Origin of the sequence: Nostoc sp. FACHB-152, assembly GCF_014697475.1 — a bacterium.
GTDB lineage: Bacteria > Cyanobacteriota > Cyanobacteriia > Cyanobacteriales > Nostocaceae > Nostoc_B.
Genome location: NZ_JACJRV010000095.1, coordinates 1 through 22,737 on the forward strand (window position 1 = coordinate 1; position 22,737 = coordinate 22,737).

The 22,737-nt window shown below is 39.7% G+C and carries 21 protein-coding genes, 1 tRNA gene and 1 pseudogene; 13 read left to right on the forward strand and 10 right to left on the reverse strand.

Annotation, left to right across the window (positions count from 1 at the left end; genetic code table 11):
• Positions 1-48: 48 nt before the first annotated feature.
• The 3 genes from H6G76_RS31970 to H6G76_RS31980 all read right to left on the reverse strand — a co-directional run bounded on the left by H6G76_RS31970 (position 49) and on the right by H6G76_RS31980 (position 3,399).
• Complete coding sequence (locus tag H6G76_RS31970) at positions 49-1,200, reverse strand: condensation domain-containing protein (RefSeq protein ID WP_190709884.1); 1,152 nt, start codon at positions 1,198-1,200, stop codon at positions 49-51.
• 13 nt (positions 1,201-1,213) lie between these two features.
• Positions 1,214-2,494: a glycosyltransferase gene (locus H6G76_RS31975; RefSeq protein WP_190709886.1), complete on the reverse strand. Its 1,281-nt coding sequence runs from the start codon at positions 2,492-2,494 to the stop codon at positions 1,214-1,216.
• 98 nt (positions 2,495-2,592) lie between these two features.
• Positions 2,593-3,399 carry a tetratricopeptide repeat protein gene (locus H6G76_RS31980; protein WP_190709888.1) on the reverse strand — a complete coding sequence of 269 codons (807 nt, stop codon included), beginning with the start codon at positions 3,397-3,399 and terminating at the stop codon, positions 2,593-2,595.
• Between the two features lie 12 nt (positions 3,400-3,411).
• On the opposite strand from H6G76_RS31980, the gene H6G76_RS37920 reads away from it, so the two are divergent.
• Positions 3,412-3,543, forward strand: a complete 132-nt coding sequence (locus tag H6G76_RS37920; RefSeq protein ID WP_277883152.1) for a hypothetical protein — start codon at positions 3,412-3,414, stop codon at positions 3,541-3,543.
• 21 nt (positions 3,544-3,564) lie between these two features.
• Here the strand turns inward: H6G76_RS37920 and H6G76_RS38325 are convergent.
• Together H6G76_RS38325 and ruvB are read right to left on the reverse strand one after the other, a co-directional pair.
• Positions 3,565-4,231, reverse strand: a pseudogene (locus H6G76_RS38325) (DUF2887 domain-containing protein).
• A gap of 90 nt (positions 4,232-4,321) precedes the next feature.
• Positions 4,322-5,422, reverse strand: coding sequence for a Holliday junction branch migration DNA helicase RuvB (gene ruvB / locus H6G76_RS31990; protein WP_190709891.1), 1,101 nt, complete (start codon positions 5,420-5,422; stop codon positions 4,322-4,324).
• Positions 5,423-5,703: 281 nt separating this feature from the next.
• On the opposite strand from ruvB, the gene hisF reads away from it, so the two are divergent.
• The 3 genes from hisF (at position 5,704) to H6G76_RS32005 (ending at position 6,951) form a co-directional block, all read left to right on the forward strand.
• Complete coding sequence (gene hisF, locus H6G76_RS31995) at positions 5,704-6,477, forward strand: imidazole glycerol phosphate synthase subunit HisF (protein WP_190709893.1); 774 nt, start codon at positions 5,704-5,706, stop codon at positions 6,475-6,477.
• Positions 6,478-6,582: 105 nt separating this feature from the next.
• Positions 6,583-6,774, forward strand: coding sequence for a hypothetical protein (locus tag H6G76_RS32000; protein WP_190562787.1), 192 nt, complete (start codon positions 6,583-6,585; stop codon positions 6,772-6,774).
• A gap of 104 nt (positions 6,775-6,878) precedes the next feature.
• A tRNA-Ala gene (locus tag H6G76_RS32005) sits at positions 6,879-6,951 on the forward strand.
• Between the two features lie 1,163 nt (positions 6,952-8,114).
• Here the strand turns inward: H6G76_RS32005 and cas12k are convergent.
• On the reverse strand, positions 8,115-10,082 hold the full coding sequence (cas12k, locus tag H6G76_RS32010) for a type V CRISPR-associated protein Cas12k (RefSeq protein WP_190709894.1): 1,968 nt from the start codon (positions 10,080-10,082) through the stop codon (positions 8,115-8,117).
• Between the two features lie 182 nt (positions 10,083-10,264).
• On the opposite strand from cas12k, the gene H6G76_RS32015 reads away from it, so the two are divergent.
• The gene (locus tag H6G76_RS32015; RefSeq protein WP_199337605.1) at positions 10,265-10,465 is read left to right on the forward strand and encodes a ribbon-helix-helix domain-containing protein; all 201 of its coding nucleotides are present in this window, start codon (positions 10,265-10,267) and stop codon (positions 10,463-10,465) included.
• A gap of 198 nt (positions 10,466-10,663) precedes the next feature.
• Positions 10,664-10,882, forward strand: a complete 219-nt coding sequence (locus tag H6G76_RS32020) for a type I restriction-modification system subunit M N-terminal domain-containing protein (protein ID WP_242056613.1) — start codon at positions 10,664-10,666, stop codon at positions 10,880-10,882.
• A 397-nt stretch (positions 10,883-11,279) separates the two neighbouring features.
• Here the strand turns inward: H6G76_RS32020 and H6G76_RS32025 are convergent, their stop codons facing one another.
• On the reverse strand, positions 11,280-11,537 hold the full coding sequence (locus tag H6G76_RS32025) for a hypothetical protein (protein WP_190709896.1): 258 nt from the start codon (positions 11,535-11,537) through the stop codon (positions 11,280-11,282).
• Between the two features lie 193 nt (positions 11,538-11,730).
• On the opposite strand from H6G76_RS32025, the gene H6G76_RS32030 reads away from it, so the two are divergent.
• On the forward strand, positions 11,731-12,033 hold the full coding sequence (locus H6G76_RS32030; RefSeq protein ID WP_190709898.1) for a hypothetical protein: 303 nt from the start codon (positions 11,731-11,733) through the stop codon (positions 12,031-12,033).
• 94 nt (positions 12,034-12,127) lie between these two features.
• On the opposite strand, the gene H6G76_RS32035 is transcribed toward H6G76_RS32030, so the two are convergent.
• The 3 genes from H6G76_RS32035 to H6G76_RS32045 are packed head-to-tail and all read right to left on the reverse strand — an operon-like array spanning position 12,128 to position 15,525.
• Complete coding sequence (locus tag H6G76_RS32035; RefSeq protein WP_190709901.1) at positions 12,128-12,640, reverse strand: TniQ family protein; 513 nt, start codon at positions 12,638-12,640, stop codon at positions 12,128-12,130.
• 54 nt (positions 12,641-12,694) lie between these two features.
• Entirely contained in the window at positions 12,695-13,615 is a 921-nt protein-coding gene (locus H6G76_RS32040; RefSeq protein ID WP_190709903.1) for an ATP-binding protein, read from the reverse strand.
• A gap of 5 nt (positions 13,616-13,620) precedes the next feature.
• Entirely contained in the window at positions 13,621-15,525 is a 1,905-nt protein-coding gene (locus H6G76_RS32045) for a Mu transposase C-terminal domain-containing protein (RefSeq protein ID WP_190709905.1), read from the reverse strand.
• A 303-nt stretch (positions 15,526-15,828) separates the two neighbouring features.
• On the opposite strand from H6G76_RS32045, the gene H6G76_RS37470 reads away from it, so the two are divergent.
• From H6G76_RS37470 to H6G76_RS32075, 6 genes are all read left to right on the forward strand, one after another.
• On the forward strand, positions 15,829-20,448 hold the full coding sequence (locus H6G76_RS37470) for a caspase family protein (protein WP_190709907.1): 4,620 nt from the start codon (positions 15,829-15,831) through the stop codon (positions 20,446-20,448).
• Positions 20,448-20,585 (forward strand): hypothetical protein, encoded by a 138-nt coding sequence (locus H6G76_RS32055; protein ID WP_190709908.1) that lies wholly within the window; start codon positions 20,448-20,450, stop codon positions 20,583-20,585. The genes H6G76_RS37470 and H6G76_RS32055 overlap by 1 nt, the downstream gene beginning before the upstream one ends.
• A complete protein-coding gene (locus tag H6G76_RS32060; protein WP_190709910.1) occupies positions 20,548-20,688 on the forward strand; it encodes a hypothetical protein in 141 nt (46 codons plus the stop codon). The genes H6G76_RS32055 and H6G76_RS32060 overlap by 38 nt, the downstream gene beginning before the upstream one ends.
• A gap of 170 nt (positions 20,689-20,858) precedes the next feature.
• Positions 20,859-20,996 carry a hypothetical protein gene (locus H6G76_RS32065; RefSeq protein ID WP_190709912.1) on the forward strand — a complete coding sequence of 46 codons (138 nt, stop codon included), beginning with the start codon at positions 20,859-20,861 and terminating at the stop codon, positions 20,994-20,996.
• Positions 20,960-21,109, forward strand: coding sequence for a hypothetical protein (locus H6G76_RS32070; protein ID WP_190709914.1), 150 nt, complete (start codon positions 20,960-20,962; stop codon positions 21,107-21,109). The genes H6G76_RS32065 and H6G76_RS32070 overlap by 37 nt, the downstream gene beginning before the upstream one ends.
• Positions 21,110-21,217: 108 nt before the next feature.
• Positions 21,218-22,048, forward strand: a complete 831-nt coding sequence (locus H6G76_RS32075) for an IS5 family transposase (protein ID WP_313934866.1) — start codon at positions 21,218-21,220, stop codon at positions 22,046-22,048.
• Positions 22,049-22,737 lie beyond the last annotated feature (689 nt).

Genomic DNA, 22,737 nt, shown 5'->3' on the forward strand with positions numbered 1-22,737 from the left:
AGAAGAGCTTATGGTTTAACTAACTTTGATAATTTTAGAAGAAGAATTCTACTCAATTGGTATTTCTGCTACTAATTTATCATATCTAGTCTGGGAGAGCCACTTAGATTTACCACGATTGGAGATGCTAACAGAGTGGCTTCTTCCCATTTCATATTCTGCCATTTGTAAAATTATATGATGATTAATATTTTTTATATTCTCGTTATCAATCTTATTTAGATGAACACCGTTATTAATAGAGTTATTCAAATGTAATTTACATTCTCTCGCTAAATCCCATAAATTCGTATCTAAAGATAAAGTATGCTTTGAGTCTATAAGAGAAATAAAGCAACCAATATAATCATCATTAACTATAGGGTTACAGTACTTACGTAAATTGATGTTGGAACCGCAAGACAAGTATACTGGCTTATCTTTTAATGTTAATTTAGATATCCCAAATAACATAGCAGCACAAAGAATTCCATGTACTGTTGTTGCTTCTTGTTTACAACGGTCAAATAACAGTAAAGTGTTATCCTTGCTTAAATATCTAGGTAAAAGGCAGGTTCTACGCTCAGTATAAGGAGCTTCTCGCTCAATAATTAACTTGAGTAATTCTGGATTTTGTTCGTTTATATTTCTTCTTTGCTCATCCTCTACTAGATTTTTTACATTCAATTTCTGATTAATCAAATTTTCTATCGGAGGAAGTAGTGGCATTGTAACTACTTTTTCAATCAGATAACTTTCTGCTATTTGCTGATAATAAGTTAATATCTCGTGGATAAAATTCATGCAAGACATTCCATCGGTAATAGCATGATGAAATGTGGCAATGATTTCGCTCACAGTCTTACTTTCATTAGAATAAATCAAAGTAACCCGGCAAAGAGGATCTAAACCTCTAGAAAATTTTTTATGTAACTCTTCTTCAGCAATATTTAACCATTGATTATCATTTTGCTTCTCTAAAACCCGCAAAGGTATTTTGGCTGTTCCTTCAGATTGAAAATAAACACCATCTTCTAAATCAACAATGTGAACCTGAAGCATAGGATGGTGCTTTTGTACTAATTCAAGAGCCTGTTGCAAAATATCAGGTTTGAGTAAACCTGATATCCGAACAGCATTCACATCTATCAGTGCGCCGAAATCATGAAGAATTTCAAACAGGTTCTCAACTAAACCAAGTTTTCTACTGAAGTTATTCATAATAGTAGAGTTATTATTTTGTTTCTCTGAAAACAGGTTTTCTTGTAGCTACAGTCTGTTCAACAATATCAATTGCTCGACTAACTCCCCCAGATGTCTTAATTGCTGCTTGTAATCTCAAAGCATTGTTTTTATAAGAATCATTTGTCAATACTTTTTGAATAGCTGTTCGCAGTTTAGAAACAGTTAGTGTCTTTACGGGTATAGCCTCACCACATCCAGACCAAGCGATACGAGACGCTACACCTGGTTGATCATTAGTAACAGGAATCGCAATCATTGGCACACCGTTTGTTAAGCATTCCAAGGTAGTATTCATTCCTGCGTGAGTAATGGTGAGGTTGGCTTTTTGAAGTAATTCGAGTTGAGGTGCATAACCAACTACTAAAGGGTTTCCAGGTAATCCTTGTAAAACTTCAGGACTTGCAGAACCACCTAAAGAAATTACTAATTGGGCATCTAAATCTTTACAGGCTTCAGCAATAGAATGAAAAACTCCTAACAAGCGATTTTGGACAGTTCCCATTGAGGCATAAATTAAAGTTTGCCCAGTCAACTTTTCAAATGGGAAATCAGCAACATCTCGACCAACTGAACTGTGATATGGCCCTGTGAAATGGAAGCACTGAGGTAAATTTTGTCTGGGAAATTCTAATTCCGCAGGTTGTTGGCTGATTTGAGCTAGTGAGGAATAGCGTTTATTAGGATCAAAGTAAGCAGGTAAATTATTATTTTGACGATATTCCTCGATAACTTCTGTGATTGGTTTGCCGATGCGATCCAATAATTTATAACCAACTTTGTTACGTAAAGTAGCCCACCAAGCTGGGTTATAGTCCCAGTTAGTCATGAAAGGAGGGACGCTATCTTCCCGATTAAGCACTACAGCACTACAAACAGTAATATAAGGCAAACCTAGTACATCTGCGATCGCGCTTCCTTCTCCTGAAACTTGATCTATCAGCAATGCTTCTACACCTGCATTTTTAATTGCAGAAGGTGCTTCCCTCAGCATAGTAGCTGCACTATTTCTTAGTAATTCAACAGTGTATTTCAACGCAGCACTTCCACTAAGTTGTCCTAACTTAGCTAAGGCTTCTGTTTGTATCCCAACTGGATACTCAGCTTCAGCGATGGCGCAATATTCTAATCCGGCTGCAAGTGTTCTAGCTTCAGCGTCGAGAAAACTAAATAAAGTAACACGATGTCCCCTTTGTTGCAATTCTTTTCCCAGGGGAAGCATCGTGTTGAGATGACCCGTTGATGCCGGACAGATTAATCCATAGTGAGTCATATTTTTGTCTCTGGTGTAGTTACAAGCTTGATGTAATGTATACCAGAAAACGTCCATAAATTGATATAGGCGGGTACAAGCGGTTTTTCAGAAACTACCTACTGAAGTTTCAAAAACTTATCTAAAGCAGCCACCATGCTAGGCGGCCAACGGCGGATATTTTTCACCCAGTTGATATCTTTGTAACGATTATCTAATCCATAGGCGGCTACCCAATTACTTTCGGCTTCGCCTTTCTGCCCGTTTACCCAGTAAGCAGCTGTTAAAGCTGCACGTACATCGGCAAATTTGGGATATTTCCGCGCAATATTTCGCATTTCGCGGATTGCTTTGTCAATTTCACCAGTTTCGTATAAAGCGATCGCATAGTTGGCACGAGCAAAGGCAAAATTTGGGGCAATTTCGTTAGATTTTTGATAATCTGCGATCGCCTGATCCCATCTCCCTAAACCTGCTTTGGCATTACCGCGATTGTTATAGGCCATTGCATCTTTAGGGTCTAATTCTAAGACATGATTATAATCTGCGATCGCATCATCCCACCTGCCCAAACCTTCTAAAGCTGTACCCCGATTCAAATACGGGTCTGTAACATTTGGAGCTAATTCCACAGCTTTGTTGTAATCTGCTAATGCTTCTTGCAACTTATTCTGACTCACCCGCGAATTTCCGCGATTACTCCATGCACCGGGATTCATCGGAAATTTCTCAATAATTTTTGTCCAATACTCTTCAGCCGTGGCAAAGTCACCCTGATTTGTCGCTGTAAATGCTTGATTTTTCCAATCCTCGCCTTGTTGCAGTTCTTCTGGTGTAAAGGTGGGTTGTGGGGATTGTGCCATGACTGGTTGACCCCAGCCAAACACAAGTAACAGACAAAGAACAACACTAATTAACTTAATCATCTGGGTTTACCTGTGTCTATCTGCGGTGGAGATTCCACAATTTATCATGGCGAAAACTGTCTCATACAGCAAGCCATCACCCAAACTTTCCGCCCAACAGTGCAAGTTTCTGGAAAACCTATAAATAAATGTATCGATTTTTAGACTACAGCGATCGCTACTAATTTAATTTCTCACAGCTTCTATCCAAACGTGCAAATCCGCAAGGCTGCCAAATTCTAACAGTGCTTCGCTCAAATCTTCGAGAACAGGTAAAGGTAAACCAGAAATGGACGAGCGTATTTCCTCTGATAAATCTCCAAACCGCTTACTCAATTGTCGAATAATCAGGTTAGCAGCTTCTTCCGTTCGTGCTTCTTCCTTGATTTCTCGGTAAACTCTCGTTTGTTGAAGAGTGATATCTAACATTGACTCTACCTCGGCTCGACTTAAATTTTCAAATTTGTACACCATGATGGTAGTGATCATCTCTATTATGGCGCGGCTCGCCCTTTCGGATGTTTTTTTGTTCGATGTTACGTGACGGGTAGATGATCACTGCTTGCCAATCGCAGAATCTGGCACGGTTGCAGTAGAAATATAACGATGATTCCGCAAATACCCTTTCGTAAAGCTGTTCATCTTTTTGAAACTGTACCTCGCAGAAATAAACAACCCCAGCACCTTCGTTTTCTGGGGGTAGAAATACACCATCTATTTCAAATTTAGGTTCTTTGATAGCTACTGAATCAAACCTATAAGCATTCGCATTTTTTGGGATATTTGTCAATAGTTGAAATAATAAAGTGGGGGATTGTTGAAACAGTTTGTAGAAAATTGAATCTCGGCGCATGAAGCATTCTATTTAATCTGTTCAGAGTGCGATCATATAATCTCACATCCCCCAGAGCGTGATCATGCGATCGCACTCTGTCGCGTTGCTTCACAAAAGAGACATCTGCTCATTTGGTGGCTTGAATCCCATGTGCTGATATGCAGCTTTAGTGGCGATGCGTCCACGGAGGGTGCGGCTTAAATAGCCAATTTGCATCAGGTAAGGTTCATAAACTTCTTCGATGGTTTGGGTATCTTCACCAGTGGCGGCGGCGATAGTTTCTAAACCCACAGGGCCACCATTAAATTGCTCAATAATTACACTTAGCATTTTGCGGTCTGTCCAATCTAAGCCGCATGGATCTACTTGGAAGAGTTCGAGTGCTTCAGCCGCTACGCTTTCGGTAATTTCTGCTAGTTTTTTGACTTCGGCAAAATCACGCACTCGTTTAAGTAGTCGATTGGCAATTCTTGGTGTACCTCGTGAACGACGGGCGATTTCTGTTGCACCATCATCTGTAACGTTGGTTTGCAATAGTTGAGAACTACGCATAACAATCTTGCTCAGTTCATCCACTTCATAAAAGCGTAACTTTTGAACTAAGCCAAAGCGATCGCGCAGAGGCGAAGTCAAAGCACCGACGCGAGTTGTGGCTCCCACTAGAGTAAATTTTGACAGTGGCAAACTTCTAATCCGGGCGCTCGTACCTTTGCCAATGGTAATATCTAAGCGATAATCCTCCATAGCTGGATAGAGAATTTCCTCAGTCATCCTTGAAAGACGATGAATTTCGTCGATAAATATGATGTCTCCGGGTTTAAGGTTTACTAATAGCCCAACAATATCTCTAGGACGTTCTAGCGCAGGCGCACTCGTAATTTTATAGTTGACCCCCATTTCCGATGCTAAAATCATTGCCATTGTCGTTTTTCCCAATCCTGGCGGGCCATATAACAACAAATGATCCAGCACTTCACAGCGTGATTTTGCAGCTTTGATGGCAATGTCTAGCACATCCTTTAAGTCTTTCTGCCCAATATAATCGGCAAATCGCTGCGGTCGGATACTCTCTTCTTGCTTTCCTTGTTCATCAAAAGCGGCTTCTGGTTGCAAAATCTTTTCTGGGGAAGATGCTTTTACTGATTCCCACTGTTCCTTGGGTTGTTTGTTGGGTTCTGGAGGCTGTTTTTTCGAGGAGATTATCGCCATAATTCAGCTATTTATTTGGACTTGAGGACTGGTTGAACGCCATCGATGGACTTCTTGCAGAAGTAGGGAAAAGGGTAATGGGAAAAGGGGAAAAGGGTTAATAAAATACACTTTCCCTTTAACCGTTTCCCTTTCCCCCCGCTTGCAAAACTTTTTTGCAAGCGGGCTAATATCGCAATACTTGAGCAGAAACCTCAAATGCGAAAATTTTAGTTTGGGAAGACACGTACCAATTTAAAATTTAAATTCCGGGCAATGAAGGAAGGAGTTAAGAATTTATTATGTTGTCTAAAAGGATCTTACCGTGCTTGGATGTCAAGGCGGGACGAGTTGTAAAAGGAGTTAACTTTGTCAATCTCCAAGATGCAGGTGATCCGGTTGAGTTGGCAAAGGTTTACAACGATGCTGGGGCAGATGAGTTAGTATTTCTGGATATTACAGCTACTCATGAAGACCGGGATATAATTCTCGACGTGGTTTACCGCACTGCCGAGCAGGTCTTTATTCCGCTAACTGTAGGCGGCGGAATTCAAACCTTAGAAAATGTTAAAGCTTTGTTACGGGCTGGAGCAGACAAGGTTAGTATTAACTCTGCGGCAGTACGTGACCCAGAGTTGATTAATCGGGCTAGCGATCGCTTTGGTAATCAGTGCATAGTTGTTGCAATTGATGCCAGACGCAGAGTAGACCCGGCAAATCCTGGTTGGGATGTGTACGTACGTGGTGGGAGAGAAAATACAGGTTTAGATGCTCTCAAATGGGCTACTGAGGTTGAACAACGAGGAGCAGGAGAACTTTTAGTTACCAGTATGGATGCTGATGGTACTCAAGCCGGCTATGACTTAGAGTTAACCAAAGCGATCGCTCAATCAGTACAAATTCCCGTAATTGCCTCTGGGGGTGCAGGCAATTGTGAACATATCTACCAAGCTGTAACTGAAGGTAAAGCAGAAGCCGCATTATTAGCGTCATTACTGCATTACGGGCAATTAAGTGTCTCGGAAATTAAAAACTATTTGAGCGATCGCTCACTGCCAGTACGTTTGTACTCATAGAGTCAAACATATCATTAAAATCTAGATTCCTGCTACCTAAATTCCATACACTTCTGAAAAACGATGTTAATATTGATTTATAAGTATTAATAAATATTAAGAAATATGTTGATTCCTATTTTATTATTTGATGTAGCTCTGGTGGCATGGTCATTGCATTTAATGGAAAAAGCCTATGAAAATAAAGAATTTTCTCTAATGCTGGCTGGTACTTTAGTAGCTCTTGCGGCTGCGGCTATGTTAGTAGTTTACTTTCTCATGGGTCATTGCATGAGCTACTTATTACAAGTCTCGTAGAAATTACTAGGTATTAGGTCAGGTTATTACATACATTTAAATCAGTTACTAAAGATGACTTGACAAACGATAAATATTTAAGTTATAATTGGATACTGTTGTTTGGGGTTATAGCTCAGTTGGTAGAGCGCTGCAATGGCATTGCAGAGGTCAGCGGTTCGAACCCGCTTAGCTCCATTTGTACATTAAATATTTATTGTCAGTTTTAAAGAATTCTTGTCCAATTTGTCAAATGTGATGGACATAAGTTACCTATTTTCCTTACTTTCAGCCATCAAACTAGTTTTAAAGAATTTTTGTCCAGAGTTGAAACCAGTTTTAAAGAATTTTTGTCCAGAGTTGAAACCAGTTTTAAAGAATTTTTGTCCAAAGAAAGGTATAGCAGTCTTCAGATACATTGACTCTAATATATTTCAAGACATTAGTAGAGACAGCACATCTTCTGGCAGTATGCCATTGCAGCGCTCCTTTCAAACCACCCTAATAAATAATTTTACGATAGAAGGCTGTAAAAGTAAGATAGCTGAAAATTTCGCTATCTAAATCTTTCAACACACCACCTACTGATAGGGTTGTTGAAACTGAGGGAGCCTCGGAAACTTCCACAAAACAACGTAACTTTCAACGCACCACCTACTGATAGGGTTGTTGAAACCCTAACTTGTCAAAACTATTTTCATCACCGTTTTCCACAGGCGTTTCTGGCAAATCTATTTAAAAACTAATTTTTTATAGCTAATAAATAAACTTGCATTCCCATCAAAAATTGTGAAGTTCGGTCAAAATATAAGTTTTAACAAAGTGGCAGCATCCCAGGTATTTTGCCCCTGCTTTGACTTGCCAAAAATAAAAATTAGGGGGTGGTAGTTCAGTAGCCACCATGACGGTATACCCGTACCCTTACTCTGCTATAAAGTAAGAGATAGAAGTTCCTCGTAAAACCAAAATCAATGATTTTAGTAATACAGGCCGCTCTGGCACCCAACACCAAGCTGAAAGAGTTTGATGTCAAGAGCTAAGGTTCTGGGCTGTTTGGCACCCTAACACCTTATACTTCCCATGCGTCTCGGTGCGAGTCCTTTCTCATCTAAAAGCAGCATTTGCTTACCCAAACAATTACTGCTAACAAACATTTAGATGAACGCACAGGTAGAGTTGGCAGCTACCAGGGCCAGAAAGAAAACACTTTTTCAAGCGTCGTTAATAAACTAACCCATTCTTACAGTATCTAAACAAAGGGGTTATACTGTCGCATCATAATAGATGGCACCGATTTCTTAAATTAGATATTACAACATTTAGATAGAAATTTATCTACCAATAGTATGAATTTTGCATTACTAAGCAGATAATGCTAAATCTCTCGCTTTTTCTTTAAGAGTGCCATAAGATGCCTGTTTACCAGATTTAATACTAATTTTTAATTCAGCAGCTTTTGATTTTATAGATTCTTGAAGCCTGCCGTAACTCCAACTGTGTATCTGGAGATTATATTCCTTCACATATATTTCTTGTGCATTGATATCGCCTGGAAATTTAGTTTTTGCCTTTGCTTGAATTGCGCTAGTACGAATTTCCCTAATGCCTTTTAATCCAGGTAATACAATACGCCCTGCCTGATATTCTTTAGCGACTTCCACTATTCGTTTTGCCAGTAGACTATCAACATATTCTCCTAGCTTTGCCTCTCCTAGATGACATGGAGAATCTTTTTTCTGAGCTTTTTCTCTCTCCTTACGAAAATGAACTTGTTGTCTTCTTCTACGACTTAACAGGGGAAAAGCGTCGCCTAGTAGCTCTTTGACCGTTTTACAGGTGAGTATTTTTTTAGTATTGGCATCAACTACAGCAAGTGTTACTAATTCAACAGGATGTAAACTAACACCAACAATTATATTAGATTGACCTTGATAAGCTGGTTTACTAGGACGAGCAAATGAATTCTTAAGCCGAGATAACGAAGATTTATTTTTAGTCAGCTTTTTCTGTTGCTTACTATCAAGATTCTCATTAATATCTACTTGATTTATTTCTGCTTGAGCCTTATCAGTCTTTTCTTGCCTTACATCTTCTGTACCTTCTGTTGTCCATAAACGAGCATCATAGGTACAATGCAGGGATAATTTATTGACTTTCCACGGTTCCCCTTTACCTTCACCTTGTTGCCATAATAACTGTGCCGAACGTAGTGTTACCAAGCTACCTGAGAGCTTTTCTCCTCCCTTCTCACTTGCTTTCAAAGCTTTGTAGTCTTCTAGAAAACGTTCAAAAAAATGAAGTTGGCGTTTATTACAACAAATTTGAAAGTGGTATTTAGACCAACCATTGAAATAAACAAAAATTTTTCCTTTTTCATTTTTGTACCAAGTTAAATCGCCAGATAGATAATCTATTGGGTATGGTAAACTTGATATTTTTTTCAAAAAAGTAGCTATCCATTCTGCAAATTCTTCATCATCTTTAGGTACTTGATTGATTAGATTGTTAAATGCTTGACTAGATTTTGCTCCTATTATATCTCGACCATTAGGTAATCGGGTATTCTGTATCTGTGTTTCTAAACGTTGAATTTCGACTTCTTTTGCAGCGCGACGTTTATTCAATTGTGTGAGATTTTCATCTGCCTCACTAACTTTATTATCATTTTTTATTAGGTAAGCAACCGCACACTGCGTTAAACTATCCGATGAGTTCCTATGAATTTCATATAGAGTATCGGTTAAGCCTATCTCCGCACTTTTATTTAGATTTTTAATAAAGAAATCATTTAATATTTTGTCAAGAATGTTATTGTTTTTCTTAGCTGAAATTGTTTGATTTGTATTTAGTTCACTATTATTAATTTGTTCTATGAATTTTTCTATCAGACTAAGTATTTCTTTTGCTTTACAACGTATTGTCTGTAATTCGCAATTACTTTGCTCTACAAGTTCAGCATCACTTTTGAGTATATTTTTGAGAAAATATTCTTTACCTTCTTTCTGTGTTTTTCTTTTTTGATAAAGCTTAAGCCATGAAGAGTACGCTTCTTTTACTAAACAGTCTACCGATGTGTAAGTACGTCCTGAATTTTGTGTTAAAGATTTACGTAATTTATTGATTTCCTCTTTAGTTATTTTTCCAGTTGCTTTATTTATTTCAAATTCTGGTTGCTCACTTACAGCCTTTATCAAGTCAACAATTAAAGGAGTATTTTCTTGAACCATTTCTTCCCATACTTTACGAAGTGCTTCTTCTCTACCACTCAAATGGCAAGTTATAGTTCTCAGAATTGGCTGGGTAGAATTTTTCTGACGATCGCGGGTCATAGTTGCAGCAACTCCACAAAATAAATGTTTTTTATTTCCGTATCTAGAGCTAATTGCTGATTACCTTTACCAAAAAAACTTTTTAAACATTAAATTAATGCTTGGCAATGTTTTCAACTTACCATAAAACCTTGCCACACATTGTTAAACATTATTTAGCCTTGTAACAAGGTTGTAAGGTTATGATGGACTGGCGACAAATCCTTTTAGAGTCGATGAGCCAGAGCGATCGCGTACAAACTTCGATATATTTCCCCAAAGATATCCATGAGGCTTTAGTGAGGTGGGCGGAGGAAGAAGACCGTCCCATCAGTAATCTTGTGGTGCGAATTGTAAGTAAAGCAGTTGAGGAACGGCAGAAGCAGCAAAATCCGCCGCAATAATTACCTATCTGTTACAGATAAGACAATTTTCGGATTCGTGGTATACGATATATCCTCAGCCACTACATGAGCAAAGTCTTGATGCGTGGTATGTTATTGATTCTTTGCACGATGTAAAAACTTCAAGGCAAAGTGTCAGACGGAGTTAAGAACGTCTGGCAGAGTTGAGCAGGGGATATCTGTTGCAGGCTACACGAAATGGCGATTAAGAAAAGTGAACTTTATAGTTCGTTATGGAAAAGCTGTGATGAATTGCGGGGTGGGATGGATGCCTCGCACTATAAAAATTATGTTTTAGTTTTATTGTTTGTTAAATATGTATCCTATAAATATGCTGGTGTAGCAGATGCACTGATTAAAGTGCCACAAGGAGGAAGATTTCAGGATATCGTTGCCCTTAAAGGAAAGAAAACGTAATCATGGCGATCACTTCGTGGCTTTGATAAATAAATTTTTAGCGAATTGGAAATTTTATAAGGATAAATTGAACCGTTCCCCTCTTGGAAGTTATTAAGTTCGGCTTTCTGTCAGATTTTGTGAACAAAGTGCGCGATCGCACTTCAGTTATACTCACCGTCATTACACCCATTATTGAAAGAATTACAACAATGTCTATAAAAGCTTAGATACAAGAGGGTAATGATTTAGGCGATCGCAAACAATATGATTTAGTTACTACTTGTATATATTAGTAATAACAATATTGGCTCTTAAGAAAACCAAACCCGTCAAGTGTCTGACGGGTCTTTTGGAATCCTGGGGGCAGAGTTAATAATTTCGTCTATCCATCGCCTGAGAGAATCATTTTCATCTCTCAGGCTGCGATTTTTCCCAAGAGTTCGTTTTGAATAACTGCAACTTGTTGCTTTAGGTTCTCTAAGTCCCTGTGCATTGTGCTTAAATCGGGTGCTTCTTGACGTTCTTCTGTAAGGTAAGAACGAATCCATCCCATAATTAATTCCGAAGCAGTTTTCCCTTCAGACTGAACTTTATTCATAAAAGCCTCCTTTGTCTCATCATCCATTCTGACGATGATTTGATTGTTCAGCTTTGTTGTCTGACGCTTTGCCATGTTAATTGTCGCTTCAAACCCTAAATCTGTAATAACTCTATTTACCTCAATTTTGCAGGGTTTGGAAAATTTTGTAGTAACACTCTTGTTTTAGTATTAACAAGTAATTACAATATAGTAACAAAAGGCGATCGCCCTCCGCCAAGAGTAATGCGATCACCTTTAGTAAAACCCCATCAGTGAGGTTATTCACATGATTATACAAGAAGGATTTGACGACCAAACTTTGAGCCAGTCAGAATTTGGCGAATACATTGACCAATTAACTGACCCAGCACCGCCAGAAATAGAAATTGATTCCGTGACCGATGATTTCGGAGAACTTTATCGAGTTTGGAACGGTTGGCAATTGCTAGGTACTTTTTATCAGAATCTTGAGGGTAAATGGATAGCACAATCTTGTAATACCGATGACAGACCTCGTTGCGATACTCCTTTACAAGCACAGTTGATAATAATAGCTGTTAACGGCTTGCTAGTAGCAGATGCAGCGTAAAAGCTTTGATAAATAAATTTTCTATCACCTGGAGACGTGGTTCATTCCCGTCTCTTTTTTATTCTTCTTCTTATCTACATAAATTAAGAATTGCTTAGTATCCTTTTTGCCTCTTTTTCATACTTCTAAAAGGTGCATGGCATTTTTTACATTCGCCTTGTTCCCATAACGCTGGAATAGCAAAGCGTTCTTTGCAATAGGGACATTCCGAAAGTAGACGTAACTTGTGGCGATCGCACCCCACTGTTGATTGAAATTGCCACTCCAATCGATGGTATGGTTGCTCTGCATAACATGCAGCACACAAGCGTATTGGCTCCAGTTTCATTTTTTCACCCTTGGGTGGGAGCATTTGAACAATTCGGTCTGCATCCAAGCCAATTAATTTACCAATAGCTTCTAATTCCTTTTGACTGGGAAACGGATTAAACCGAAATTTCTCCCACCTTGCTAAGACTGGGCCAATACCTGCGGCTTTGCTTAAAGTTCCAGGCGATGATACGCAAACAGCTTCGTGTCGTCTAAATCGACCAAAATAGTGACTGATACTTTCCCCTTCCTGGGGTTCAGTGTACCAAGGTGGAGTATGAATTGCTTCTGGCTCCATAACTTTTGGTTCAGAATTTGAATTAAAACTTAAACCTAAAGCAAATAAGCTAGTTCAGCTTTTCCGTTTAAACTTAACTTTTGGTTCCTTACGTCTGCCAAATTTCTTAGTTAAATTAGCTTGATTCAGTTCAAAATTTGGCTCATCTAGTTTCAAGATTGCTATTTTCCGAAGCAGATCATACAAAGGCTCAATCAGTCCAGCAGATTTTAGCCGCAAATAAGAAATTGCACTCTCAATTTGCGTAAGGTTTAATCGACCATTTTCTGGCAGAAATTTTGCTTCCCAATCTTCCACAACCTCAATTATTTCTTGCTCAGTTAAATTCGGAAACTCGTATGACTCTAAAAAGGAGTCATGAACGCGCACGTATGGCAAACTTTTCCGTTCCAGAATATTCTCACTCAAATAGTAAGTCCCAACTAAAATAACTGGGATTCTAAGTTTTGTGAAAACGTCAATTAGCTCGTTAAACGCTTCTAAAGTCAGGTAATCTGCATTACCGATCACGAGTAACTTTACACCGTATGCTTTCAGAGTTCCCCATGCACGCGATCGCAAATCTCTTAATGCGCCAACATTAGCAAGTGGATGACCTATTTCTTCCAAAATGGAACAATATAAATCCGTTGGCCCACCATGCTGCTCAATTTCGGCGTAAATGACAGTCGCTGGAATTTCCAACAACGTTCCTCTTCGTTTTACATATTGCGTCCTGTACAGTTGACAAGCTTTTAATAAGCCAGAACCCGTAGCTGATGTTACATAACCACAGAGTTTTGCATCACGCTGATCATCAAGCCAGTCAAACAATTCTGTATCGCGGTCTAGAGCAAAATACGTGTTAGCCTTACCAATCCGCTCAACCTCAGCTTGTAATTGGGGCGATCGCCTCTGTTCCTCAGCAGGTTGAAAATCTGCACCTACCTGCTGCTGGATTTCTAGATTGGCATGAGCTAAGTTTGTCTGTGACATTTAACCTACCAATTGTCCCTCATAAATTGATTCCAATCATTAACAGCTACTCTAGGTCTTCGTTTAACTTTTGCTGTTTGATTAGTATCAGGTTTACTCTGTTGAATTTGCTTATCTATTGAATTTACATTGTTTCTTGTATCCCCGTCAAAGTTAGTATATATTACATTTTCTTGTGAAATTATGATTTCTTCTGCTGGTTTATTGTCTGGAAATATCTCGTATACTTTTGATTTGTTAGTTTTAACCTCATGTTTCTGCTGGGCTTTTTTACGGCTTTGTCTGCGCCTCTCCTTACGAGTTTCTTCAACATCCTCAAAAACAGCTAATCGTTCGTTCAAAATAGAGGAATTATCTACTTGCTTACCCTCATCGCGCAGTTTTTTCTTAATGTAATTCAATTCACCTAGAGGCATCCTTTCTCGTTCACAGTCTCTAGCTTGTATAACACCAATAAACTCTCCTGGTTCACCATTAGTAAGTCGTGTATAAGCAAGGATTGTTATAATATTACGCTTGTCATATCTTAAAGAAACTTGCTTACCTTCGTAATTTAGCAAGCAATCACCTTGATATACCCAACCAAGAAAGTTTACAGAACCATATTTTTCTACATTGCGAATCGCAATTTTCATTAAACAAATGTCTAATTCACGTTCATCGATCAGTTCAGGTTCTTCTAAAAGGCTTGATTTCCATCGTTCAATACGTTTTTGATTTTTGACCTTTGGATAATTGTGATGATTATAATGATCTACAAAATATCTCACTAATATTTTTTCTAAATCATCCAATGTCAAACAGGCAGTTCTTTCTGCTTCTGGAGGACGTTCTTCAATACTGGAACCAGTGTATCCACCATATAAGGACAAAATTTCTTTATTAATTTTGTCAAATATTGATTCAATTAAACCACCTGCTTGAGGAAAAGCACGCAAACGTCGTACAAAATCTAATTGTAGTGAAATTTGTTTTAAATGTTCTGACTTAAATTCCTTTGCACGATCTGTCACTACATATTCAGGAATTCCATAAATCTCCCATGTTTCTTGAAGCTTATACTCTGTTCTGTAGTGCTTTGGCAGAATTGCATGACGCAGAGCTAAACCAACTTCATGAGAGCCTGCGGGTTCAAAACCTAGATGGAACCCTGTAACACAACCAGAATAACTATCCATTACCAATGTGATGTATGGACGAGAAGTAACTTTTTTGTCGTCCTCATAAATTAACAAAATGTCTAATTTAGTATGGTCTATCTGCCAAATCTGGTTACTATGGGTGATTTCTAAATTACCTTCAGTCGTTTGAATAATTTGTCCTTCTATCGGTGAACCAGGATGGCGAAATGTCTTATTTTTTTCTTCTATATAAGAATTTATCACTTTATAAACAGTGACATGAGAAGGATGCTTTCCTGCTATTAAATCTTTTCGTACCTGAGAGTATTCTTTAAATTTTTCATCATATTTCTTGTCTAGCAGTTTTTCTCCCTGAGAGGCTAAAGCTTTTAAATACCCAAAAATCTGATGATGATTTATCCGGGAACCCTCCCTGTGTCCCCATTTATGAAGGTTCACAATAAAATCATGCCATTGCTTGGAAATACGATATTGTCCCTTATCCTTACGCCCAACAGCTAGAGTCGCAACCCCTACCTGTTCGACTTTCTCTATCATGCGTTTAATAGTTCGAGTGCTTTTACCCAGGGCTTTCGCTGCGTCTGCGATCGCATCTCTACGAGCCGCCTTGTTAGGTGCTTGACGAATAGCGTCTATCAAGTCCACCTTGTTTAAGTAATCTGGAGAATCTTCGTTAACAAGCAAGTATTTTGCCTGTTCTTCCTCTATGGTTGCAGTTTCTTCAATATCTAATACTGGAAAGGCTTTGCTAGTAGGCTTTCTGGGCATAAGTTGCTCTCCAAAAATATGCCATCATTTACTTTAAAATTTTATAGCATTCAGAACTCATAAGTAAATTTGATACTTCTAATCTCAGACCTAATTTAGTAATTTCTTAAGCAAATTCCGCAGATTTTTGAGGTATACATTTGACATATTTGTCTTAAATGAATACAAATAGATTAAAGTGTGCCTCTTGAGTGAATTAGCGAACTGACAAGTAAGTGAGCGCGTTGCGCCCAGCATAGCTGATCGCAGATTCTATTATTTGTTTTTCGTTTTCTCCGACACAACTAACCAAGGAGCTACTCCATGCCAAATTTTGCTCGTAGTTTGGCAATTGTCATCGGAATTAACAACTACACCAATGGCATTCCTCCTCTACAAAATGCTGTTAATGATGCCGTCAAGCTGGTGGAATTGTTACGGGAAAAGTATGGATACCAAGTGTGGGAATATTTGGATGAAGCAGCCACTTTCAAAAATCTCTGCGAGATGCTGGAGACAACCCTCCCAGGAGAAGTTACCGCCGATGACCAATTGCTATTGTATTTTGCTGGTCATGGTATTGCCCTCAATGGAGATGAGGATGATGGCCCCAAAGGTTATTTGATTCCCCAAGATGCCCAAGAGGGAAATGTTCAAACTTACCTACCAATGACTCAGTTGCATGACTGTTTGAATCAATTACCTTGTCGTCATTTTCTGGGTATTCTTGACTGCTGCTTTGCTGGGGCGTTTCGCTGGTCAAGTAACAAAAGAGAGATTTTGGCAGCGAAAACAGTCTATAAAGAACGTTATGACCGCTTTATTTCTGATCCCGCATGGCAAGTAATCACTAGTGCGGCCTATGATCAAAAAGCCTTAGATGCTTTTTCACTCAACTGCCAACGAGGTGTGGAAGGCAATCATTCCCCCTTTGCCGCAGCATTACTAGCAGCCTTAGAAGGGCAAGCGGATTGTTATCCTCCGGCTACGAATGGTAAACCTCCAGGCGATGGGGTAATTACGGCTACAGAGTTGTATTTATATCTGCGTGATGCAGTGGAATTAGTTAATGAATCGCGGTGGCAACGACAAACCCCAGGCATTTGGCCTCTGAAGAAGCATGATAAAGGCGAGTATATTTTTCTTCCACCAGGACACGCACTCAATTTACCGTCTGCACCACCTCTAGATGAATCGAAAAACCCCTATCGTGGCTTGGAATCTTTTGAGGAAGAACATAGTTCTCTGTTTTTTGGCAGACAGAAATTAACACAACAGTTGTATGAATTTGTAAATGAACAGCCTTTAACTGTAGTTTTGGGTGCTTCTGGGACTGGGAAATCTAGCTTAGTTAAAGCGGGATTGATACCTTATCTCAAAAAGTTACAGTCACAGTCAAATAAGCAAGAGTGGCTGATTTTAGCACCTATGCGTCCAGGGGAATCGCCCTTTCGAGAGTTAAATAATACACTTTCACAGGAAAAGATCCCCGTTGTTGACCTGTCTAAAATCAATTATGAACAAGCAATAAAAAGCCTTTCAGCTAGGATGAACGCTTGGTGTAAGCGCAATCCCCAGTTGAAGTTGCTATTTGTAGTTGACCAATTAGAGGAAGTGATTACCCTGTGTCGGGATGAGCCAGAACGGGAAAACTTTTTAAATTTCTTAGCTGTAGCAGTAGCTAAGTATCCAGAACATCTGCGGATTGTACTGACTCTACGCAGTGACTTTGAACCCCAGTTTCAGGATAATCATCTCCAGGAATACTGGAAAAAGGCTCGATTTATTATGCCAGCAATGACACGGGACGAGTTACGAGCAGCAATTGAGGAACCAGCATCGGCAAGGGTGATGTATTTTGAGCCACACGATCTGGTGGATAAGTTAATTGATGAAGTAGCTCAGATGCCAGGAGCTTTGCCGCTACTTTCTTTTACTTTGAGTGAACTTTACCTGAAGTATTTAAAGGGTTCAAGGCATAATCGGGCAATTACCGAGCAGGATTATCAAGAATTGGGAGGAGTGGCGCGGAGTCTTACCCAAAGAGCAGACTGTGAATATGAGCAGTTGGTGAAACGAGATACAGCCTATGCCCACACTATCCGTCATGTGATGTTACGGATGGTTGCGGTAGGTGGGGGTGAATTGGCTCGTAGAAGGGTGTCGTTATCAGAATTGGAGTATCCATCAGGGGAAAACGAACGGGTGCAAGAGGTGATTCACCATTTTACAGATGCCCGGTTATTGGTGAAAGGAGAAGATATTGATGGTAATCCCTATGTAGAACCAGCCCATGATGCCTTAGTGCGGGGATGGCAAAAGCTGCTGGTATGGAAACAAGAAGATGAGGAAAGTTTAATTCTGCAACGGCGGTTGACTCCGGCGGCGATGGAGTGGAGAACGATTGACAGCAAGATACAGCCATCTGTTTTGTTGACAAAGACTAAACCTTTGTTTGATTGGTTGGATCAAAGTTTGTATTTTGGCGAAAATTTATTTAATAAAATCAATGCTCAGGTGGTTCGACTGTGGTGGAAGCAGAAGCAGCAGGAGAGTGTCAAAAGGAAGCCCGTACAATTTCTGTGGGATACTAATCCCTACCTCGATGTGTTAAATGAGCAACTCAAGTCTAGTCATAACTGGTTTAACCAGTTAGAAACTGAATTTTTGCACTGTAGTCTGCAAAGGAGACGAAATAATCGCCGTCGCTTAATTAGCTCTGTAACTGGAGTGATTCTGACTTTGAGTGGATTGACTATCTTTGCTTTTATTCAGCAAGGAATTGCTGACATCAGAAGATTGAATGCTGAGATAAATACCCAAAGCCTGACCGCAGAGAACCTCTTGATCTCAAACCTAGAACTTGAGGCATTAATACAAGCCTTGAGGATAGGTCAAAAAATCAAACAAGAAAGCAAGTTTTTAGAATGGGACACCCGGATGCTGGGTTTAAGTACTTTACAGCAGGTTGTTTATGGGGTTAGTGAACACAACCGACTAGAAGGAACAACAATCGCCTTTAGTCCGGACGGTAAGACCATCGCTACTGGCAACCAGGACGGCTCTGTAAAGTTGTGGAATTTGCAGGGGCAAACTATCAAAACCTTCCGAGAGCATAGCGGTTTTGTCGAAAGCATCGCTTTTAGCCCGGACGGCAACACCATCGCCTCTGGCAGTGAGGACGGCACTGTTAAGCTGTGGAATTTGCAATCTGGAGCAAGTCAAACCCTTCTAGGACATAGAAATTGGGTCAGAAGTGTTGCCTTTAGTCCGGATGGCAACACCATCGCCTCTGGCAGTAGAGACAAGACGGTTCGCTTATGGAATTTGCAGTCAGGAGCAAGCCAAACCTTCAAAGGGCATAGTTTTGAAGTTACAAGTATTGCCTTTAGCCCGGATGGCAACACCATCGCCTCTGGAAGTTTGGATAAGACGGTTCGCTTATGGAACTTGCAGGGGAAACCTATCAAAACCCTTCCAGGGCATAGCGGGTTTATCTGGAGTGTCGCCTTTAGCCCGGACGGCAACACCATTGCCTCTGGCAGTGAGGACGGCACTGTGAAGTTGTGGAATTTGCAGTCAGGAGCAAGCCAAACCCTCTCAGAGGATAGCAGTTCTATCTGGAGTGTCGCCTTTAGCCCGGACGGTAACACTATTGCTGTTGGCAGTGGGAAAATAAATAGTTTGAGCAGCCTGGATAGGGTGATTCACATATGGAATTTGCAAGGGCAACCGAAACCTATCAAAATCCTTTCAAGGCATAACAGTAGTGTCATAAGCGTCGCCTTTAGCCCGAATGGTAATACTATCGCCTCTGGCAGTAGTGACGGCACTGTGAAGTTGTGGAATTTGCAGGGACAACCTATCAAAGTCCTTCAAGGACATACAGGTTTTATCGAAAGCCTCGTTTTTAGTCCGGGCGGCAAAACCATCTCTATTGGCAGTAACGAAAGGACAGGGACAGTCCGCTTATGGAATTTGCAGTCTGGGGCAAGCAAAACCCTCCAGGGGCATAGCAGTGCTTTTAGCCCAGACGGCAAAACTATCGCCACTGCCAGTTCGGACAGCACTGTGAAGTTGTGGAATTTGCAATCTGGAGCAAGCCAAACCCTCACAGGGCATAGCCTTAGGGTTACAAGTGTTGCTTTTAGCCCGGATGGCAACACATTCGCCGCTGGGAGTGAGGACGGCACTGTGAAGTTGTGGAATTTGCAATCTGGAGCAAGTCAAACCCTCACAGGGCATAGCCTTAGGGTTACAAGTGTTGCTTTTAGCCCGGATGGCAACACATTCGCCGCTGGTAGTTTGGACAAGACGGTTCGCTTATGGAATTTGCAGGGAAAACCGAAATCTATCAAAACTTTTCAGCATTATGTTGAAAGCCTCGCCTTTAGCCCAGACAGCAACACCATTGCCACTGCCAGTTCGGACAGCACTGTGAAGTTGTGGAATTTGCAGTCTGGGGCAAGCAAAACCCTCCAGGGGCATAGCAGTGCTTTTAGCCCAGACAGCAACACCATTGCCACTGCCAGTTCGGACAACACTGTGAAGTTGTGGAATTTGCAGTCTGGGGCAAGCAAAACTCTCCAGGGGCATAGCGACTGGGTCTGGAGTGTCGCCTTTAGCCCGGACGGCAACACCATTGCCACTGCCAGTTCGGACAGCACTGTGAAGTTGTGGAATTTGCAGGGGCAACTTATTAAAACCCTCCAAGGGCATAGTAGCGTTGTTACAAGAGTTGCTTTTAGTCCAGACGGCAAAACTATCGCTGCTGGGAGTTGGGACGGCACTGTAAAGTTATGGAATTTCGATTTGGATGATTTGTTGGCACGAGGTTGTGATTGGGTGTCGGATTATCTGAAGAATAACCCCAATGTTGAGGAGAGCGATCGCCATCTATGCGACGATGTACCAAAACCAGTTACACAAGATAAAAGTTCCTAATGCTATTTCTTGGTCAGTTAGGCGATCGCTCCCTAAAAGTTCTGGATACAAAAAGTGTGATCGCCCTCAACACTCTGGATATCAAAGGTGCGATCGCTCTTGACAAAATCTGGTACTCAAACTGCGATCGCTTTTGACAAAATCTGGATATCAAAGGTGCGATTGCTCTTGACCAAACTGGCACTCAAACTGCGATCGCTTTTGACAAAATCTGGATATCAAAGGTGCGATCGCTTTTGACAAAATCTGGGTATCAAAGGTGCGATCGCTTTATGGGAAATCTTAGGTTATGGGTGCGATCGTTCTTGAAAAAATCTAGATATCAAAAGTGCGATCGCTCATGAACAAATCTGGCACTCAAACTGCGATCGCTCCTGACGAAATCTGGATATTAAAAGTGCGATCGCTTTATGCGAAATCTTGGGGTATGGGTGCGATCGCTCGTGAAAAAATCTAGCACTCAAACTGCGATCGCTTTTGAAAAAACTGGCACTCAAACTGCGATCGCTGTATGGGAAATCTTAGGTTATGGGTGCGATCGCTCGTGAAAAAATCTGGTACTCAAACTGCGATCGCTTTTGAAAAAAGGATATTAAAGGTGCGATCGCTTTATGGGAGTCTTGGGTTATGGGTGCGATCGTTCCTTCAAAAGCCTGGATAAAACAAATGCGATCCCTCCTCAAAAATCTAGATACAACAGAACTCTTGCAAAAATGTTTTGTGGTAGAATTAAAGGTTTGGCAATTTGCGATTAGGACTTTGAGGAGCCGTGAAAATAGAGAAAGCCAAACAGCTTACTGCAAAAAAATTTAAGCGAATGACTGGAGTAAGCCGTAAAACTTTTGAATTAATGGTTGATGTAGTTAAAGCTGATGCTCAAAACAAAAAGAAGCCTGGTCGCCGTCCTAAATTAGTTATTGAAGACCAAGTTTTAATGGTCATTCAATATTGGAGAGAATACCGCACTTATTACCATATTGGATTAGACTGGGGACTATCAGAGTCGGCAGTATGCCGAACAGTTTCTAAAATAGAAAACGTTTTAATTAGTTCAAGAAAGTTTAGTCTACCTGGAAAAAAAGAATTATTAAAAATGTCATCACAAGAAGATTTAGTTGTGATAGATGTGATGGAAAGCCCAATTGAAAAACCGACAAGAGGTCAAAAAAAGTTTTTTAGCGGTAAACAAGGAGAACATACATTAAAAACGCAAATAGTAGTAAGCCAAAAAAATGGTCAGGTTATCTGTTTAGGGCATGGAAAGGGGAGAATTCATGATTTTAGGTTATTTAAAACAAGTGGTGTAAGGTTTGGAGAATTGCTCAAAGTTATCGCGGATAAGGGCTATCAAGGAATTAAGAAAATTCATCAATTAAGCGAAACACCGATTAAGAAACTGAAAGGTAAAAAGTTGACGAAGGAGCAGAAGCAATCTAATCGACAACTTAATCGATTACGAATTGTGGTTGAACACGTTAATCGTCGGCTAAAAATCTTCAATATTTTATCTAATCAATACCGAAATCGCCATCGCAGATTTGGATTAAGGTCTAATCTGATTGCTGGAATCTATAATCATGAATTAGCTTTCAAAGCTTAAATAAAGCAGAATTAATCATGATAATTCAGCAAATAAATAATTGCTGAATCAGTTTGCTATATTGAATTTTTAGGTAAAGATTCTCCAGCAATAGTTAATATTAGAAACTTTGTAAATTGTGGCTATTTTAACTTCTCTAATCTAAAAGAAAATAACTCTTCATTATACCAGAAAATATTTATGCAAGAGTTCTAACGAGTGCGATCGCTAAAGTTTTTATTCTTCTGAAGTTGCACTGTAAGCCTAGCTATGCCTGCATTGCTGCTCATTAAGCAACAATCCTTAACATATTTATATATATATATAACACTATTCCTTAATATATTAAACAATAAATTGACACCTATCAATAGTATGAATATTTTTTTAGAAAAAATATTATTTTTATATCTTTTGAGGTACTTCAGCTTCAAAAATTACTTAAATCAGTATATACTGACTTATATAGAGACTATATATGTTTAAATTTTGAACTTATACTGAGGAGCAAAAGCTTATCTAACAAGCAAAGCCTAAAAACTGATTGAGAAATCAAAACATATTTCCATACTTAGTTTTTTTTTAAATACACTTTTTCGTAAAATAGCTTATAGAACCCATTTGACATCTTATGAGGTTTTGAATTAAGGTACTCCTCAGCATCTAAAATCCAATGCTAATGGCGTATTCCAGCGACTTCACTGATGCAG

Coding starts and splice junctions, on each gene's coding strand:
- H6G76_RS31970 (WP_190709884.1), bottom strand. CDS start 1,200: ATGAATAACTTCAGTAGAAAACTTGGTTTAGTTGAGAACCTGTTTGAA.
- H6G76_RS31975 (WP_190709886.1), bottom strand. CDS start 2,494: ATGACTCACTATGGATTAATCTGTCCGGCATCAACGGGTCATCTCAAC.
- H6G76_RS31980 (WP_190709888.1), bottom strand. CDS start 3,399: ATGATTAAGTTAATTAGTGTTGTTCTTTGTCTGTTACTTGTGTTTGGC.
- ruvB (WP_190709891.1), bottom strand. CDS start 5,422: ATGGCGATAATCTCCTCGAAAAAACAGCCTCCAGAACCCAACAAACAA.
- hisF (WP_190709893.1), top strand. CDS start 5,704: ATGTTGTCTAAAAGGATCTTACCGTGCTTGGATGTCAAGGCGGGACGA.
- H6G76_RS32000 (WP_190562787.1), top strand. CDS start 6,583: ATGTTGATTCCTATTTTATTATTTGATGTAGCTCTGGTGGCATGGTCA.
- cas12k (WP_190709894.1), bottom strand. CDS start 10,082: ATGACCCGCGATCGTCAGAAAAATTCTACCCAGCCAATTCTGAGAACT.
- H6G76_RS32015 (WP_199337605.1), top strand. CDS start 10,265: ATGATGGACTGGCGACAAATCCTTTTAGAGTCGATGAGCCAGAGCGAT.
- H6G76_RS32020 (WP_242056613.1), top strand. CDS start 10,664: ATGGCGATTAAGAAAAGTGAACTTTATAGTTCGTTATGGAAAAGCTGT.
- H6G76_RS32025 (WP_190709896.1), bottom strand. CDS start 11,537: ATGGCAAAGCGTCAGACAACAAAGCTGAACAATCAAATCATCGTCAGA.
- H6G76_RS32030 (WP_190709898.1), top strand. CDS start 11,731: ATGATTATACAAGAAGGATTTGACGACCAAACTTTGAGCCAGTCAGAA.
- H6G76_RS32035 (WP_190709901.1), bottom strand. CDS start 12,640: ATGGAGCCAGAAGCAATTCATACTCCACCTTGGTACACTGAACCCCAG.
- H6G76_RS32040 (WP_190709903.1), bottom strand. CDS start 13,615: ATGTCACAGACAAACTTAGCTCATGCCAATCTAGAAATCCAGCAGCAG.
- H6G76_RS32045 (WP_190709905.1), bottom strand. CDS start 15,525: ATGCCCAGAAAGCCTACTAGCAAAGCCTTTCCAGTATTAGATATTGAA.
- H6G76_RS37470 (WP_190709907.1), top strand. CDS start 15,829: ATGCCAAATTTTGCTCGTAGTTTGGCAATTGTCATCGGAATTAACAAC.
- H6G76_RS32055 (WP_190709908.1), top strand. CDS start 20,448: ATGCTATTTCTTGGTCAGTTAGGCGATCGCTCCCTAAAAGTTCTGGAT.
- H6G76_RS32065 (WP_190709912.1), top strand. CDS start 20,859: ATGCGAAATCTTGGGGTATGGGTGCGATCGCTCGTGAAAAAATCTAGC.
- H6G76_RS32070 (WP_190709914.1), top strand. CDS start 20,960: ATGGGAAATCTTAGGTTATGGGTGCGATCGCTCGTGAAAAAATCTGGT.